Below are 15702 nucleotides of genomic sequence, written 5' to 3' on the forward strand. Positions count from 1 at the left end.
AATGTTTTGACACAGCTACATCCATTCTTTCTGGAGTAGAAGCTATGCATATGATTAAAAAAGAACAGATTGATTTACGGGACCAGTCTGTTCAAAACCAGAAAAAATTCATCCATCAATTGTTTGGACTGGTAGCATAAGATACGATTCCGTTAGGAATACATGCGCTTTATTCTCTTTTATTTTATTTTTGCACCAGCCCCCCTAAGGTGCCTTCCTCCGACTTGAACCATCTTAATTTTAATAATATGTATTGGACTCCCATCCAAATATTATTTTACCATGTTAAGTTATATTGTTCATTGAGAAATATGGTTCAAATCTATATTTCTAATTTACTTGATTACACCACCAGAAACTCCGGACATTGCCATAATATTAATTATTTTATCTGATACGGTGGCTTCTTCTCCGCCTCCATAGTAGGCGTTTAATGCATCAATAAACCAATATCTATCTTCACGACAAACCTTACAGGAGAGCGTTTAGAAGGCGCATATGATGAACGAATTGTATCGCGTATTTTCAATAACTTTAAAGCGCTTGTTTTCAAAGATACAAAGGATTACAGAAGAAAGGTGCTACCATTCTAAGGGGGAATTAAGATGTGTGCATGTAACGGAACAGGAGTAATCAGAAACGATATGGGAACGGAAATATATCAATTTGGGCCATGTATTTGCGAGGCAGGGAATATTACACCTGAAGAATCGGATAGAAGACGTCATGCCGTTATGGCCGAACTAAGAGAAATTCATCAATTACAACTGGAGGAGGAATGGGATGCCGAGACTTGGGAAGGATTTGGAAAAGGAGAATTACACAATCGCAGCACAGCAAAGGAAGTACATGAAGAAATCGCGTCGTAACATGTATGTAGCGTTAGAAGATTTGGACTTGTTATTCGATGAGAGTGAAGTGATTCGATTCCAAGAAATGTGGGAAGAAGATAAAAGTTTCATTGAAATTGCAGTAGAGATGGGAAGACATCAATTAGAAATCGTAGCATTAATCATGGACCGGGCGGATAAGAGCAAGATAAAATCTCGCCCAATGGGGTTAGGGGCATGAAACAACTAACACTTGAGGATGTTGTGGGAAGTTTTGACTATGCAGCAAAAAGTACGTCAGAGAGGTTCTTGCAGCGTAATAGCGTTATGACGTACTCAATAGAGTTTTATGACAAAGATGAGAAGTGGAAGCTTCGTTGGATTGAGGCGGGGTCCGAGGGCGAAGCTATAGGAATGGCTAAAAAGAAATTCGGAAAGATACAAATTATTACCACTTATATTTCGGATAGAACCTTAGAAGAGATAATGCATTTGGATTAGGAGGCATAGTGCTATGACGTGTGATACAAAGTTACGCGTGGTTATCGGATAGTGAAAGAGGCAATAACGGGTTTGGATCGACAGGAGTAAAGTAAGACCAATTTTGAATTTTATTCAGGATGGGAATTCAGTGCAACAAAAAGTAATGAATAAAAGAGAAAATCCCTGCGGGGACAGGGATTTTATAGGAGAGATATTATTGTTGTACGGTGTCGAAATTTGGCGTATTCGACGAATTAATATTATCACGAGTTTTCAAGTAATTGTGATGGTTGATGTGTCAAAAATGTGTACGACTTTCATATAAAAGCGTTATTTTATTGCTAAATGTATTTAAAAATTTTGAAGAGGCTTTCTAAAATATAGAAAGGGAATTTTTGTTTATATAAATTATGTTATTAGAAATTCCCCTTCATTTATCATTATGGGTATAGAAAATGGTAAGAACTTAAGGGATAGGACTTGTAAGTGGGAATCTTGCTGCAGAAAAACTAAGCATTGATGGAGTCGGTAAAGCTAAAATTCTACCTTTTATAGTAGCAAGAAATACTACTCTTACGGTATCACCTGGATGTAATCCATAGATAGTGGATACGCTGAAACTAGTAACATCGTCTTTTATATCTCGATAAACGGAAGTGTCATTGACAAATAAATCTAATATTCCCACAAAAGGCTGAACGAATACAGGTTCAAATGTCAAATTTGCATTAATTTGGTATACACCTTCTTGTTTGGCTGTAAAAGTATTTATACCATCATATTCATTATTAAAATCAAAGAGTTCAGTTGTGAAATTTACAGTTTGAGAGGTAAAAGCAACAGTAAATTGTTCATCAGTTCCTATATTTGCCCTGAATGCAGATTCTATAGCTCCCGGTCCAGTCGGTCCAGTCGGCCCAGTAGCACCGATAACTCCTCTGCGGCCAGTCGGTCCAATCAATCCAGTAACACCAGTAGGACCGGTATTGCCGGTAGGACCAGTAATTCCAATTCCGGAAGGTCCAGTAGGTCCGGTGTCGCCGGTAGGGCCAGTAATTCCAATTCCGGAAGGTCCAGTAGGTCCAGTGTCGCCGATAGGACCAGTAATTCCAATTCCGGAAGGTCCAGTAGGTCCAGTGTCGCCGGTAGGACCAGTAATTCCAATTCCGGAAGGTCCAGTAGGTCCAGTGTCGCCGGTAGGACCAATAATTCCAATTCCGGAAGGTCCAGTAGGACCGGTGTCGCCGATAGGGCCAGTAATTCCAATTCCGGAAGGTCCAGTAGGTCCAGCGTCGCCGGTAGGACCAGTAATTCCAATTCCAGACGGTCCAGTAGGACCAGTCGGCCCTGTTGAATCGATTGAATCTGGGTTTAGAGCAGCGGAAAACAGAAATTCATCCATTATATTTTCACCTCTGAAAAGATTTTAATATCAATAATAAATATAGGGGGAGTGTAAAGTGAAGTGGGCAAGTGATTGTATTTTATAAATTTAACAAAATAGTTATTTTGTAAGAATCAAAAAAGAGCACCTCGTATAGGTGCCAGAATAAGAATTATTCAATGATCAAGATAATTACTTACCACCATTTTGATATATATGTTTTAAATAAAAAAATAGAACAAGATCCTTATTTTGTACATCAAGGTAGTCAGCACAATTAACTAACGGCTTGTTGAAAAAAGAAGCCCTGAGGAAATGTTACAGGACTTCATAAGGTTGAGTTATGTCATACTCGCAAGGGATTTTAACATGAATGTTGTGTTAAATAAACTGGTAAATGTGTCCGATTGGTTTAGATCTATTATTTTAAACAAAAACGCTATTTGGTAGCTAGACTTAAAAGTAAAAAAAGCACTATCAATTAGTGCCCTTTGTAAAAATAGCGTAAGTGGCCAGCTCACGTTATAAAGAGAGGTAGAATTTAATATATTCAACCCCTACTTAAATGGTGAAAACAAAAGAACAGCTAGCAAAAGCTAACTGCTCGCCTCCAGAGGAATTGGAGAATGGGTTGTCTACATTATTGACGGAATATTGAGTTTTATTCAGGGGATAGAGGGAAATGATTAATTTTAGACTGTTCCAACTTGATTTTGGTCTGCAACATCAGAATCGAATGTGTTTGTTGCACTAACACCGCTAAATGTATTGGCAACAAAAGCAACAATTGATGAACCTGAACCATTATAAGCTTTTGTATTTTCCTTTGGAGAAACGTTATAAAAATCACCTAAGTTGAAAGAACCGTTACTATTTTGTACAACCAGACTTCCAACAACAGATGGCATAGGTTTCACCTGCTTTTCTAAAAAGTATTTAAATTAGTATATGGTGTATGCGTCTAGGGGTTCATTTGAATCTGAAAATTTTGAAATGAATTTTGTTAGAAAACACAACAAAATAATCCTTTGAATAGAAAGCGAGGAATCAAAATGGGACAAGGTAACCGTGGAATGGCATTTGAAATGCTTATCAATCTAGCTAATGAAATGTATCAAAGAGGGGGAGTGGCACTTATAAACAAGCGTCCAACTCCTGTGAAGGTGTTAAAGAGTAAAGGTGGCCGTGTGCTAAATAGATTCTATGAAGCTAAAAGTACAGTAGACTATGACGGCGTGTATAAGGGAAGAGCTGTTGCATTTGAAGCGAAGTCTACAGAGAGTGCTACACGCTTTGATTTAAAGAACATTGCACAGCACCAGTTAGACTACTTTGAGAAAGCAGAGAAGATGGGAGCAATTTGTTTCTTCCTTATTGGGTTTAGCAAGGACCAGTCAATATTCGCGGTATCACTATCAGTCATTCAATCTTATGTAAGGATGTCGCAGCAACCAAAAGGTAAGAAGTCGATACCGAGAGCAGACTTTGATATTTATGGATACTTAGTAGATCAGACAGAACGAGCGCCAGTTGATTACTTACAATACATTGATGAAGCAGTATCTCCAGTTATGTTTGATAGAATGATTCAATTCGATCAGGACCATAAAAGGGTAACGAATAACATCGAAGCAGCAAAAGCGAAGTTGGCCAACAAGAAACACAAATTATTAAAGGCCTAATGGATAACGGAACCATGCAGAGTGGATGGTGGGGGCTACTCGCTATGCATGGTTCCCTTATTCAACAAAGAGGTATTAAAATTTCACGTACCTGATGTGAATGTAAAAACCAAAATTTGAAATAAGGGGATTCCTTCATGGAGAGACAATTAACATTATTACCAGCAATCGATGACAAGAAAGTACAAAAGGAAGTAGTCAGCATCTTAAAGGAATACCGTGCATTAAAGATGCGATTCAATAATGAAGTGGAACAGGAAGGGATCAGTTTGTTTCCTGAGTTACGTGATTCAAGAGTGACGAGTAGGATGAAGGTGCAGCAAATAGAAAAGACATTAAACAATATCTTAGATGAAGATGAAAGAAACATCATTACTATGAAGTTCTTAGTTAATAAACCAGTTAAAGATTCGTTCGTACAAAATGAACTGATGATGAAAAACTCATACTTTTACGAGAAGAAGAAGAGTGCCATTAAATTGATTGCTACTACATTAGGAATCATTTAAAAATGGTAGAGAAAATGCAGAGAAATAGCGTATTTTTTGGGGAGTTTTTGCAAATGAAATCAACGGTAAGCTATTCCTATAAACAGTTCTTTGAAAAGAGAATACGTTTTGGGAATAGCGTTCCCATTATAATAAAGTTACTCGGTGACGTGGAGGCTAGAGGGGATAAGAGCTTCCCGAAATTATTTGTATTTATCGATCAGCTCGGAATGCGTCCTCTGGGTTGATAATAAATATAAGTCTATTACTCTCTTGTATGTCGGTTCTTGAAAATGGAATGGGGGTGGTTGCTTATGATTGAATGATACTTACATTAAATTTTAAGAACAATAATGTTTTACCAAGTACATCAGTAATTACTCACGATCTTTATTGATGTAGCGAGCAGAGAGCTTCCGCCCTTTGTTTGAGCTAACGGAGCGGAGCCCCCTCTCCGCTCCCTTGAAAATACGTTAGTCCAAACAAGGCGTCGGAAGAAACATATACGTCTTGGATATTATATAGATCCTTTAGATTTCGACATAGGCCAGCAAAGGTGAAAATGACATTAAGTAGCCGAAGTATTGAGCAAGCTCTACGGAGTGTAAACGAGAAGATTCTTAGTCTTCTCCCAGTCACCGAACACAGAGCGTGTAGTCATACTAGTTGATACGGCGGCTTGGAGAAGCCCGAGAGTATCTAGAATACCAGAGGCTTGAAGAGATATTTATTGCCATTTTTTATCTCTCTTCCCCTTTGAGGAGCTGTCACCTTTCGGTGATGGCTTTTTCTTTGTTATATAGAAATTACACATTAAACCAGTGAAAATTCTAATCAGACAGGCATATAATGGATTCGTGGGACGAGTTATCATATGAGATGAAACTTGGAGCGCCATACTTATTTTTTGAAGGGTACCTAATGGCGGGTACTCTTTATATTTCACCTTTTGATAAGGACATGCATATATTGAATTGTGGGACAAGTTTTTCATGTCTCATTCAATACCCATAGGAAACTCCTTATCACATTAAGAGCACCCACGGTATGGGTGCTCTTTTAAATTTGAACAAAATGGACATTTGGATTAAAGGATATCTATATAAATAGGTAGAATCTAGTGATTTGGTTCACATTTTAATCCAAGGGGTACAAATTCGATGCGACGTGAAAAGGATTTGTTGAAATAGTGGAATGCGGATTTGCAAGCTGTTCAAGAAGAAAAGAGGCTGAAGAAGAAGGCTAAGAAAAACAACAAAAAATATAGCATTCCTGGTAATACAGCTGACTTCATGAATGGAAAGAATACTTATCGTAAAGAGAATGGGGTATGGAAGCAAAGAAATAAATAATGTGAGGATAAATGAGTTTGATTAAGTGTATAGCAATTATCGTAGGCGCTGCCATGATTTGGATGGCGTCTTGTTTGTTGTTAGGGAAAGATAAGGGGTGAAATAGATTTGAAACTTAAAGATTAGATAATAATATTATTACTTTAAAATGCAGAAAGTAGACTAGTAAACAAGCCGTTTTTGTTTTTTAGCATAGAATATGATGAATCCTAGAGTTAAGAGGAGGTAATTATATTTATGGAATGTAATTGTAATTTCAGACGTTTCCGAGATTGTGATAGATTTTGGGATGATTTAATGTTCTGCAGACGCAGACATAGAGATTGTGATGACCGTCGTTGTAGACGTGACCACGACTGTGATTGTGATGAATGTCGTCGTAGACGTAATCATGATCGTGACTGTGATTGTGATAAGCGTAAGGATTGGTAAAGTCCTTTGCATGAGTGCATTTCTTCACAGCACTCTTTTTTTGTTTATAAAGAACCTAATAAGATGGGATGGATGAGAAGCAAAAATTTGGTTCATCACCGTAACATGGGATTGATATTTTGCAAATGAATCAATTTTAGTACACTCTAAGTGTCCACTCAGAATGGAGTGTACATCTATCCAAATGTTATCCTGTCTTTTGGTGATGAACTAAAAATTTACATATTTTCTTTAGCATAGAATCCGTACAGTTGAATTTGTCTATATGACTTTTTCACTACAAGTATCCATAATAGTTGGAGAACCCCTGTTTCAACTGCTCTGTATTTAAATAAAGAGGATGCATACCATATATATCGTCCATATTCGGGATACTTAAAGGATTCCAATCAGGTTTGTCTAAGTTAGAGAAGAAAGGACAAATATCTAAAGAGGTGATGTGGTGAGACCTATTAATTGCAATCATCATTTTGATAATTGTTATCTAATCTCAGCACGCTTCCATATGAACGATATTTTATGTGAAAGGTATTATGTTTTTACTTATACTGAGGCTCTTCCTGTTCAATTTGCTGAAGTCGAGGATTTAAAGGTTCAATAATTTCTTGAGTTTGTTGTGCTGCACCTATATATAATTGTTTTGCTTGCTTGTTATCAGTATCAAGAACAAATCCTTCTAGGCATGCTTGAGCACTCTTTAATCCAGCAATAATTTGTTTAAGTTTAGTGATTACTGTCATGTAATATACCTCCTTGTAAATGTACTTCAAAACATAGAATGCCTCTTTTGTTATTATAGTACGATTTCAAATTTTAGGGTTATGCGAATGGAAAATTTTACAGTTAATCATTCAAAGAAGGATTTTTTAGCTAATAAAAGCATGGAATAGCTTTGTCCCAATAACAAAAGAACAAGAGTACATATTTAATATGTACTCTTGAAAAAGGAAGTCTATAAACGTGATGGAATATTATATGTTTGTCGCGTTTAAAAGTTCAAGGAAATCAATAAAATTGTTATTTAGTAATAAATAGAAAGAACACATGTATTCAGCTCATGTTAAAATATGTACTTTCATATGAAGAGTAAGAAGAAAAAATAATTATGAAGCAAATATCATACGCCCTAACTTTATGAAAATGTTGAGTACCTTTGAAAAATAAAGAGTACTTTAAAAGGTACTCAACAACTAATACTGAGGTGACTATGATTATTATATGTACGTTTCCAATGAATGAGCATTTTATTAAAAACCTTTAATTCATTATATTAAAATGTATAAATTAATATCAATTGAGATCACACCTTATACCTAATCATAGTTTTTCGAAACATGAGATTAGCGAATGGGTTCAGATAAAATTTTAAAAATATAAAAGAGATCCTAGTGGTCTGAAATCAAAAGCAAAATATTATCTTTAAAGAGAAAGTAACATCTTGATATGAAATTGTTTTTAAAAATCTTGATACAAAAAACATTACAAAAATAATTATTCAAATAAAAATACATACTGGTCTAGGTTACATATGTAAGTGATGAATCATAGAATGTGAGATGAGACTACTGCAAAATCAAGAAATACTTATTAAGGAGATATAAAATGAACAAATACTTTAATAAAAGAAAAATAAGTAGAAGAGATTTAGTGGAATATAAGCTCATTGGAGACGGAAAAGATGGAGAAGTATACCAATTAAGCCATGATAAATGCGTAAAAATATTTTTCCTGGAAGAAACTCAAAAAAAAGAGTTGAGAGCTCTAGTAATTGGGCAATCATCACCTATTATTCCAAGACTTTATGGATATGGAGAAAATTATATTATCATGGAGTATATACAAGGAATTTCACTTGCACGTCACTTGAAAAAAGAAAAACAAATTACAGAAGAACTAACTGAAAGGATATTAATAATGTTGGATGAATTAAAAAAGATTGGATTTACCAGGTGGGACACGGAAGTAAGGCATGTGTTAATAAATGAAGAAGGTCAGTTAAAAGTCATTGACCATAAAAGAGCTTTTACTTCAAATAGTGAGGTTCCTACGAAGTTGTTAAAAGGGTTTAAGAAATTTGGACTATCACAAGATTTTCTGAACTATGTGAAAAATATACGTTCTTCTGTTTATAATAGATGGGCGGAACATCGATAAAAAACAGATTATCTTGTGTATAACGTTTTTATATTGAAACTTTCATTTAGCTTCTTAATTATTCCCTTCTAAAATTCATTATAAAAATGAATAAATATACATGTAAATCCTAATACAAGATTATTTTCTCTCTCTTTTTGCGGGCAGTACCCCCATCGTCATCAAGCTAATAAAGGTAAATACCCCCAAAATAAGAAAAATGGCATATAAGGTTCTATATTTCATGTTGCAAGCAAAGTAACCCTACACAAAGCCGGATTCTCTTACAAATGTATTCGTTTACAAAAGGATTCACTAAAGGAATTGAGTCTGAACCACTCAATTCCTTTTTGTCTTAAACTTAATTACAAATTGAAATTTTGAAGCAGAAGAATAACAGAACCACTCAAGGTGTTTTCTTAATCTCGCATTGCCCCTGCCTCTCGGGAAGTCATTGCCCCTTGTCCTTCACTTACATCTTTTTGAATTTCTTGTTTTACTTTGTTTGCATCAGTTCCAACAAAATCAGGTTTCAAAATAGAATCCGAATTTTCTTTAGCTTTGTTATGATTTAGTATACAAGTCCTCCTCAATTTCTTGTTTAACAATCTTATTATTTACAAAATTCATTTGGTATATCCCAAGTAGTTGAGCGAATTTTACGTAAAGTAAAAGGGATTTAAATTGTATAAGTGGTTTCTTATTTTAGGAATAGCCATTAGTCGGATTTTATAACTTTTTGCTTACATTTTTGATAACATTTTCAATAGATTGACACATATAAACTGAAAAGCCCCTTCGGTACTTCTGAAGGGGTACATTAATATATTCATTGTTATCAGTTATTTATAGTTCTATTTGGTGAGAGTCTCCTTGAATATACATACATATACTCAACAGTGACAACATAATACCCACAACGAAAGTCATAGGATTATCTTCTTTTTCCTTGTCAAAAGTAAAGAAAGTTACTATACATAAAATAATTGTGAATATGGGCATGATTACAAATGCGTAACCGAATATAAATGAAACTCCACCCATAACCATCCCTATTAGTCCATATGGATTTTGGGTTGGAATTTTTTCTATAAGTTCCCTCTCATAATCAGATATGCCTTCATAATCATCTTCTTTCCATTTGTTCTTTAGTTTATTAAGGAAATTGATTATTTTTTTGAAAAACTTCATGGTTTACACTCCTAGAGATTACATGAACACTAGGGTTTATTAAGTTTTCTCCTCTTTATTTTAACAGTGGGTACATTTGCTTTTTCTAAATAAAAGCTATTCATTAGTCTAAACCATTACATAAGTAAAGTAGAAAAATAAGAATAGAAGATTGAAATTTTGTTTAAAACGTGGAAGTCATTTTTTGAAATTGATGAATGTAAAAATATTAAAAGAGAACGCCTAGAGTGTCATTTATATGGACAACTCATCGGCATTCTCCTCTGTTCTTCTACGATGTTTCAAATACGACAGTTTCTGCTTGAAAAGACAAAGCAGGAACTGAGTGAATACAAAGCGATTTATATGATTAAAGATTACTTTCTTTTACTGTTTCAAGCGATAGCCGCTGGCACAGAAGAACTTTTAAAAATTCTGCATCGTCTTTATCTGCTGCTCAAAAAGAATGGTCGTAAATGTCATCGGTATAAGAAGATGACCGTCTTTGATATTCTAGGGATTGTGTATAAAACGACGGTGAATCATAGACAAGCTGCCTAGCGAAAAAATCACGTTTTAATAGGCTTCTTTAGCATGCCTACTTTTCTATCAATTGCTAGTTTTAAAACAAGGATCGTTTCATATCTAGTAATTTACTCGGTTAGCTTGATGGGCATGGGGTAGTACCCCTTATATCATAAAATTGTTGGGGGAGTAAAGAAGTTAGGGCGGAGATAGACTGGCAAGGGTATGAAAAGATGGCAAACAATGAAGCGGTATTTCCGCTAATGCCAGTTTCTTTTTGTAGCATCATTCATACATTAGGATTAGGTCGTATAGGGAGGGATAAGAGTTATGAGAGAGTGTGTTTTAGTTATTGGTGCTCACCCCGATGATGAGTTATTAGGATCTGGAGGGACTTTAAAAAGATTAGTGGAGAATGGCCACCGGGTTATTTCAATAATTATTGCTTCAGGAAGAAGGGAGGAAGCGGATCGGATACATCAACTAGGCAAGGATGCAAATAAAGAAATTGGTATTGAAGAAGTGATATTCCTCAATCATCCTAATTTAGAATTGGAATTAATTCCGTTGCATCAATTAACGAAAGAATTAGAACAATTAATACAGAACTATAAACCAAGTAAAATTTTCACCCACCATTATGGAGATGTCAACATTGATCATCTAATTACCTTTCAAGCGGTTTTGACCGCAACGCGACCTCTACCTAAACGAAATCCGATAGAATTAATTACGTTTGAAACGGTTTCCTCTAGTGAGTGGAATGTCTATACAAATGATAAAGTTTTCAAACCTAATTATTTTGTTAATATTACAGATCAAATGGATTCAAAGATTGCGGCGCTCAAACATTATGATGTAGAAATGAGAGATTTTCCTCATCCTCGTTCGTATGAAGGCGTTCAGCATTTAGGAAGGGTTAGGGGTATGACGATTGGCGTACCATACGCTGAAGCGTTCGAAGTGATAAGGAGGATCTGGCAATGAGAAATGAGAGTATGTTTCCGTATTCCTATGTAATCGAAGCGATGGATAAATATTTTGGAATGCATTCACCTTCATCACCTAAAAAGAAAAATGCAACGAGAGAACGATATGTAAATGCAAAGCCAAAGGTGACTTCAAAGAAAAGAAGACTTTCTATATTAATTGCTACGTTTTGGGATTATCCTCATACGGGGGGGTTATCTAATTATATTACAGCACTTAGAGAAGGTTTAAAAAAATTGGGCCATAAAGTCGATATTATATCTCCTAATCAATTTCTTACGAGCGAAGTAAGAAACATGCGTAAAAAGGTTGTTCCAGAATTGAAAAATTTCTTTTCTGCACGTTATGGAAGCTATAATACCACGATTTTGAGAAATTGCAGACGTATGTATATCTACGAAATGATGTTGCTTAAAAATATCAACTTAAAAAAATATGATGTTTTTCATGCGCAAGATTTGTTTACAGCCAATATATTGGGAAGAATCAATCGACTTTATAAGAAACCTTTGCTATTTACACCTCATGGGATGTTTACTTTTAACCGAGTGAAATTTGGTATATTTGAAAAAGATTCACTAGAAGAAGCCTATTATAAAACATTAGAAAGTAAAGCTATTGAATTTGCCAATCATCTTATTATTCTCAGTGATTCATTTCGTCAACCGTTAATGCAACTGGGGGCAAAGCAAGAGAAAATGACAACTGTGCTTACGGGTATTGATTATCCTGAGAAGTATGATGTGAAAAATACATTGGCACAGAAAAAAATCGTTATTACATGTGTGGCGAGATTAGGACCAAGAAAAGGTCATAAAGTATTATTTGATGCACTTTCACAGATGGAAAGGAAATATACTGAAAACATTAAGGTGCTTATTGTCGGAGATGGCGAGATGAGAGATGCGTTAGAAAAGCAAGTTGCTTCTTTGAATCTTTCCATGGTGGAGTTTTTAGGGGAAAGAGATGATGTACCAAACATTTTAAGTAAAACCGATATTTTTGTACTTCCAACTCTAAATGATAGTCTGCCTATTTCTATTATTGAGGCCATGCATAGTGGAGCTTGTGTTATTTCGACAACATCGGGAGGAATACCTGAATTAGTGCATCACGAGAAGACAGGTATTCTAGTAGATGTAGGAGATGTAAATAAACTAAAACACGCATTAAAGTTCGTTATTGAAAACCAGCAAGATCGGGAGAAGTTAGGTGAAAATGCAAGAAACTTCGCTAAAAAATATTTAACTAGAGAGACAATGATAGCTCATATCGAAAAAATCTACAAAGATATTTAAGTGAGGAAGGATTCTATGTATCATGAACACAGTGCAGTTGTACTGGACTTAAGTGCCAATGGAGTTGGAATTATTAGAAGTTTAGCGAGAAAAGGAATTAAAGTTTATGCGTTTGATGTAGAGGGGCCTTATAAGATAGGGAGATCACGCCTTGCTTCATGCGGAGTATGTCCAAGTCCGTTATCGGAAGAAAAGGAATTATTAACTTTTTTAATCCACTTGGCTAAAGAATTAAAATTGAAACCAGTTTTGTATACGGGTGCGGATGATTATGTGGTATTTATTTCAAAATATCGAGCGGAGCTGTCTAACTACTATTTATTTTTGTTTCCTGAGCATTCATTAATTGAAACAATACTAGATAAACATAAAATGTATGAACTGGCTGTGAAGCATAATATTCCATGCCCGAAAACATATGTGATTGAACATAAAGGACAGTTAGAAGAAGCAATATTGAACCTCGGTTTTCCATGTATATTAAAGCCGACTTTGGGCCATAAGTTTCGAAAAAAAATAAATAAAAAGGCTATATTTATAAAAAATCCAGATCAACTAAGAAATGAGTATGAATTGTACCGACAGCATGGAAAGCTCATCGCTCAGGAAATCATTCCTGGAGACAATCAGCATTTTTATAAAGTGGCTACTTTTTATGACGACAATATGGAGCTATTAGCATTATTTTCTTTGCAAAAGAACCATCAATTTCCAGCTGACTTTGGAACAGGAGCTCATATTGTTAGTAAACAGATTCCAGAACTAGTGGATGTATGTTTACCTCTTTTTAAAAAAATACAACTTAAAGGTATTGGCATGGCAGAGTTTAAAAAGGACCCGCGAGATGATGTTTATAAGTTTATTGAAATCAATCCCCGTTTTTGGTTAACTCATAGCCTAACAGAATCTGCAGGCATCGATTTTGCTTATATGTATTATTTATATCTAACCAAGCAAAACCCAGCGCCAAGACTTAAACAAAGAGACGGTATCAAATGGATTTATCTTGTGCGGTATTATTTAACGTTCCGTGACAAGAAAAAAAGAGCTGAAATGACATGGCAAGATTTTTATGAAGGCTTGCGAGGAAAAAAAGAGTTCGCTCTTTTTGCGTGGGACGATCCGATGCCATTTATTAGAAGCGCATGGTCGCATTTGAGGAATGTATGGAAACGAAAATGAAAATGGAAGGAATGAAATCATTGTATGAAGCAAAAGAATTATCCTATTATTTAAAGAAGTTTAGAATTTCAGATAAAATCTCTTATTCAATGGGTGAAAGGGTAGCAATAGATCCTGCTAAAATTGAATGTCTGAAATCAACAACAAGAACTAGTATCTACAAATTATTTCTTCGAAAAAAAATGAAAAACTATCCCATTATTTTAAAAGTATATAATTCAACAAGCTACAGAAATGAAGTAGAGATTCAAGTATATCAAAAAGCGTATCCGATATTGAAAGAGTTTCTTCCTCAAATATATTATATTGAAAAAAAAGGAACTGAAACCTGGATATTCATGGAGTTTGTCCAGCAAGTACGCGGCCAGATTACTTTCTCCCCAAAACATTTAGAACATATTATCCCCACTGTTGCAAAACTTCACGCACACACATTTGAAGACAATTTGAAAAAATATAAAAATATTTGGAATGAATGGCTCCCCATTTATGAATCAAGTAAAATGAGAAGTGGTCGATCTAAATACATTGGAAGAACGATTACTTTTCTCGATGATGCAGTGCAAGACGATAGGGTAAGTGAGACCATTAAACCCTATCATAAATCGCTAATAAAACTGTGTCAGAAGGGACCGGATTTTTTTCCAGAACTATTTGAAAACGGTTCATCTATAACACATGGAGACCTTCATATGCAAAATATATGTAGTAATAATGTGACACTAGATGCTCCATGGAATATTCAGTTTATCGATTGGGAGTCTATTAAATACGGACCCGTCTGGTTTGATATGGTTGTTTTAGTCGAAATATTATTAGGCTTTAGAAAAGATTGGCAGAGCAATGCAGAAGAGATTCGCACGCATTGTGTGAATTTATATACAAAACAAATGCAGAAGAATGGGATTGAATTTAAAACAGCTCCAATTGATCTTTATAAAATGGCGTATTTGCAGAGAACATTAGAAAAGGGGCTGCATACTCAGTTACGAAGAATATTCAATAACCGTTCTGGTTGCGAATTATTAGCATATCATCTTGAAAAAGTTTCAATTTGGGGAGAAGAATTAGGTTTATAGAGGATAAATCTCCCTTGTATCATTAGAAGAGTTAGGATTTGACACTCCCCCCTAAAGGGGCCAGCTGACTAATATCAATGGGATTCTTGCTACCAAAGGCGAAGTCCATTTCTGGTATCGCTGACGTGCAAGATTGCGGTGTGCCATCACCACTCCCACAACAGACCATATAGGTTCGTGGGCTACGGTACTGTGACCATACCGTACAGATTGTTGGTTCTCAAATGTTTTTACGTCTTTTGCATGACGACTTAATACATTTTATGGAGTAGAAGAATTTGCTACCCCAACCTCATATGTATTCTGTTTTCAGAGAACAGTCGTTTTAGAGTCTTTTGTATGACTATGAATAAAGTATACCATGTTTTGCTACGCAAAAACGATACTTGCATCCCACGTCTAAAGACGGACTAAAGTCCTGCGTGGGCTTTCCTGTATCGTAAATTCTGTAATACTTCTGATTGCAATAAAGGAAGAGTGAAATAAATATATTAAATATAGAACTGCAATTTGGATTTGGCAGGAGGCACATCTATAGATTTGGAAAAAGATGTTTAGAAAAGGACGAATTTGAAATGATAATGGGCTATAGAGCTCTAATCCCTTATAAAAAATTAAAAAATTACCGTAGGGAATCTTTTCCGATGGCTTATATTGCAAAGGAAAATTTTTTA

17 protein-coding genes and 3 pseudogenes are annotated in these 15702 nt (G+C 35.2%); 16 read left to right on the plus strand and 4 right to left on the minus strand.

What is annotated here, in order from left to right; all coding sequences use genetic code 11:
• The 5 genes and pseudogenes from MR065_RS06790 to MR065_RS06810 form a co-directional block, all read left to right on the plus strand.
• A pseudogene (locus MR065_RS06790) lies at positions 1-140 on the plus strand (IS6 family transposase); the annotation flags it as partial.
• Between the two features lie 312 nt (positions 141-452).
• Positions 453-593 (plus strand): annotated as a pseudogene (locus MR065_RS06795) (ATP-binding protein); the annotation flags it as partial.
• Between the two features lie 12 nt (positions 594-605).
• The gene (locus MR065_RS06800; RefSeq protein ID WP_242213041.1) at positions 606-869 is read left to right on the plus strand and encodes a hypothetical protein; all 264 of its coding nucleotides are present in this window, start codon (positions 606-608) and stop codon (positions 867-869) included.
• The gene (locus tag MR065_RS06805) at positions 784-1071 is read left to right on the plus strand and encodes a helix-turn-helix domain-containing protein (protein WP_242213042.1); all 288 of its coding nucleotides are present in this window, start codon (positions 784-786) and stop codon (positions 1069-1071) included. The genes MR065_RS06800 and MR065_RS06805 overlap by 86 nt, the downstream gene beginning before the upstream one ends.
• Positions 1068-1331, plus strand: a complete 264-nt coding sequence (locus MR065_RS06810) for a hypothetical protein (RefSeq protein ID WP_242213043.1) — start codon at positions 1068-1070, stop codon at positions 1329-1331. The genes MR065_RS06805 and MR065_RS06810 overlap by 4 nt, the downstream gene beginning before the upstream one ends.
• A gap of 448 nt (positions 1332-1779) precedes the next feature.
• Here the strand turns inward: MR065_RS06810 and MR065_RS27705 are convergent, their stop codons facing one another.
• On the minus strand, positions 1780-2715 hold the full coding sequence (locus MR065_RS27705) for a collagen-like domain-containing protein (protein ID WP_396022362.1): 936 nt from the start codon (positions 2713-2715) through the stop codon (positions 1780-1782).
• A 674-nt stretch (positions 2716-3389) separates the two neighbouring features.
• Positions 3390-3605, minus strand: coding sequence for a spore germination protein (locus tag MR065_RS06820; protein ID WP_242213044.1), 216 nt, complete (start codon positions 3603-3605; stop codon positions 3390-3392).
• Positions 3606-3749: 144 nt separating this feature from the next.
• Here MR065_RS06820 and MR065_RS06825 point away from each other — a divergent pair, with 144 nt between their 5' ends.
• From MR065_RS06825 to MR065_RS06845, 5 genes are all read left to right on the plus strand, one after another.
• Positions 3750-4379: a Holliday junction resolvase RecU gene (locus MR065_RS06825; protein ID WP_242213045.1), complete on the plus strand. Its 630-nt coding sequence runs from the start codon at positions 3750-3752 to the stop codon at positions 4377-4379.
• A 137-nt stretch (positions 4380-4516) separates the two neighbouring features.
• Positions 4517-4888, plus strand: a complete 372-nt coding sequence (locus tag MR065_RS06830) for an ArpU family phage packaging/lysis transcriptional regulator (RefSeq protein ID WP_097906387.1) — start codon at positions 4517-4519, stop codon at positions 4886-4888.
• Positions 4889-4941: 53 nt separating this feature from the next.
• Positions 4942-5115, plus strand: coding sequence for a hypothetical protein (locus tag MR065_RS06835; RefSeq protein WP_170956710.1), 174 nt, complete (start codon positions 4942-4944; stop codon positions 5113-5115).
• 954 nt (positions 5116-6069) lie between these two features.
• Positions 6070-6219, plus strand: a complete 150-nt coding sequence (locus MR065_RS06840; RefSeq protein ID WP_242213046.1) for a hypothetical protein — start codon at positions 6070-6072, stop codon at positions 6217-6219.
• 237 nt (positions 6220-6456) lie between these two features.
• Positions 6457-6651 (plus strand): hypothetical protein, encoded by a 195-nt coding sequence (locus MR065_RS06845; protein WP_097906390.1) that lies wholly within the window; start codon positions 6457-6459, stop codon positions 6649-6651.
• Positions 6652-7190: 539 nt separating this feature from the next.
• On the opposite strand, the gene MR065_RS06850 is transcribed toward MR065_RS06845, so the two are convergent.
• Positions 7191-7391 carry a DUF1657 domain-containing protein gene (locus MR065_RS06850; RefSeq protein WP_242213047.1) on the minus strand — a complete coding sequence of 67 codons (201 nt, stop codon included), beginning with the start codon at positions 7389-7391 and terminating at the stop codon, positions 7191-7193.
• Positions 7392-8253: 862 nt separating this feature from the next.
• Here MR065_RS06850 and MR065_RS06855 point away from each other — a divergent pair.
• Positions 8254-8805 (plus strand): serine/threonine-protein kinase, encoded by a 552-nt coding sequence (locus tag MR065_RS06855; RefSeq protein ID WP_070142658.1) that lies wholly within the window; start codon positions 8254-8256, stop codon positions 8803-8805.
• Between the two features lie 825 nt (positions 8806-9630).
• Here MR065_RS06855 and MR065_RS06860 read toward each other — a convergent pair.
• Positions 9631-9975, minus strand: a complete 345-nt coding sequence (locus tag MR065_RS06860; RefSeq protein WP_242213048.1) for a DNA translocase FtsK 4TM domain-containing protein — start codon at positions 9973-9975, stop codon at positions 9631-9633.
• Positions 9976-10122: 147 nt separating this feature from the next.
• Between MR065_RS06860 and MR065_RS06865 the strand changes: the two are divergent.
• From MR065_RS06865 to MR065_RS06885, 5 genes and pseudogenes are all read left to right on the plus strand, one after another.
• Positions 10123-10515, plus strand: a pseudogene (locus MR065_RS06865) (IS4 family transposase); the annotation flags it as partial.
• A gap of 294 nt (positions 10516-10809) precedes the next feature.
• Positions 10810-11466: a PIG-L deacetylase family protein gene (locus MR065_RS06870; RefSeq protein WP_002158179.1), complete on the plus strand. Its 657-nt coding sequence runs from the start codon at positions 10810-10812 to the stop codon at positions 11464-11466.
• Complete coding sequence (locus tag MR065_RS06875) at positions 11463-12767, plus strand: glycosyltransferase family 4 protein (protein WP_242213049.1); 1305 nt, start codon at positions 11463-11465, stop codon at positions 12765-12767. Before MR065_RS06870 ends, MR065_RS06875 begins: the two co-directional genes overlap by 4 nt.
• Positions 12768-12782: 15 nt before the next feature.
• Positions 12783-13949 carry a carboxylate--amine ligase gene (locus tag MR065_RS06880; RefSeq protein ID WP_242213050.1) on the plus strand — a complete coding sequence of 389 codons (1167 nt, stop codon included), beginning with the start codon at positions 12783-12785 and terminating at the stop codon, positions 13947-13949.
• A complete protein-coding gene (locus MR065_RS06885) occupies positions 13934-15028 on the plus strand; it encodes a phosphotransferase (protein ID WP_097906395.1) in 1095 nt (364 codons plus the stop codon). Before MR065_RS06880 ends, MR065_RS06885 begins: the two co-directional genes overlap by 16 nt.
• Positions 15029-15702: the final 674 nt, after the last annotated feature.

The sequence above is a fragment of the Bacillus cereus group sp. BfR-BA-01383 genome, from assembly GCF_022663495.1.
In the GTDB taxonomy this organism is placed as follows: Bacteria; Bacillota; Bacilli; order Bacillales; family Bacillaceae_G; genus Bacillus_A; species Bacillus_A cereus_AU.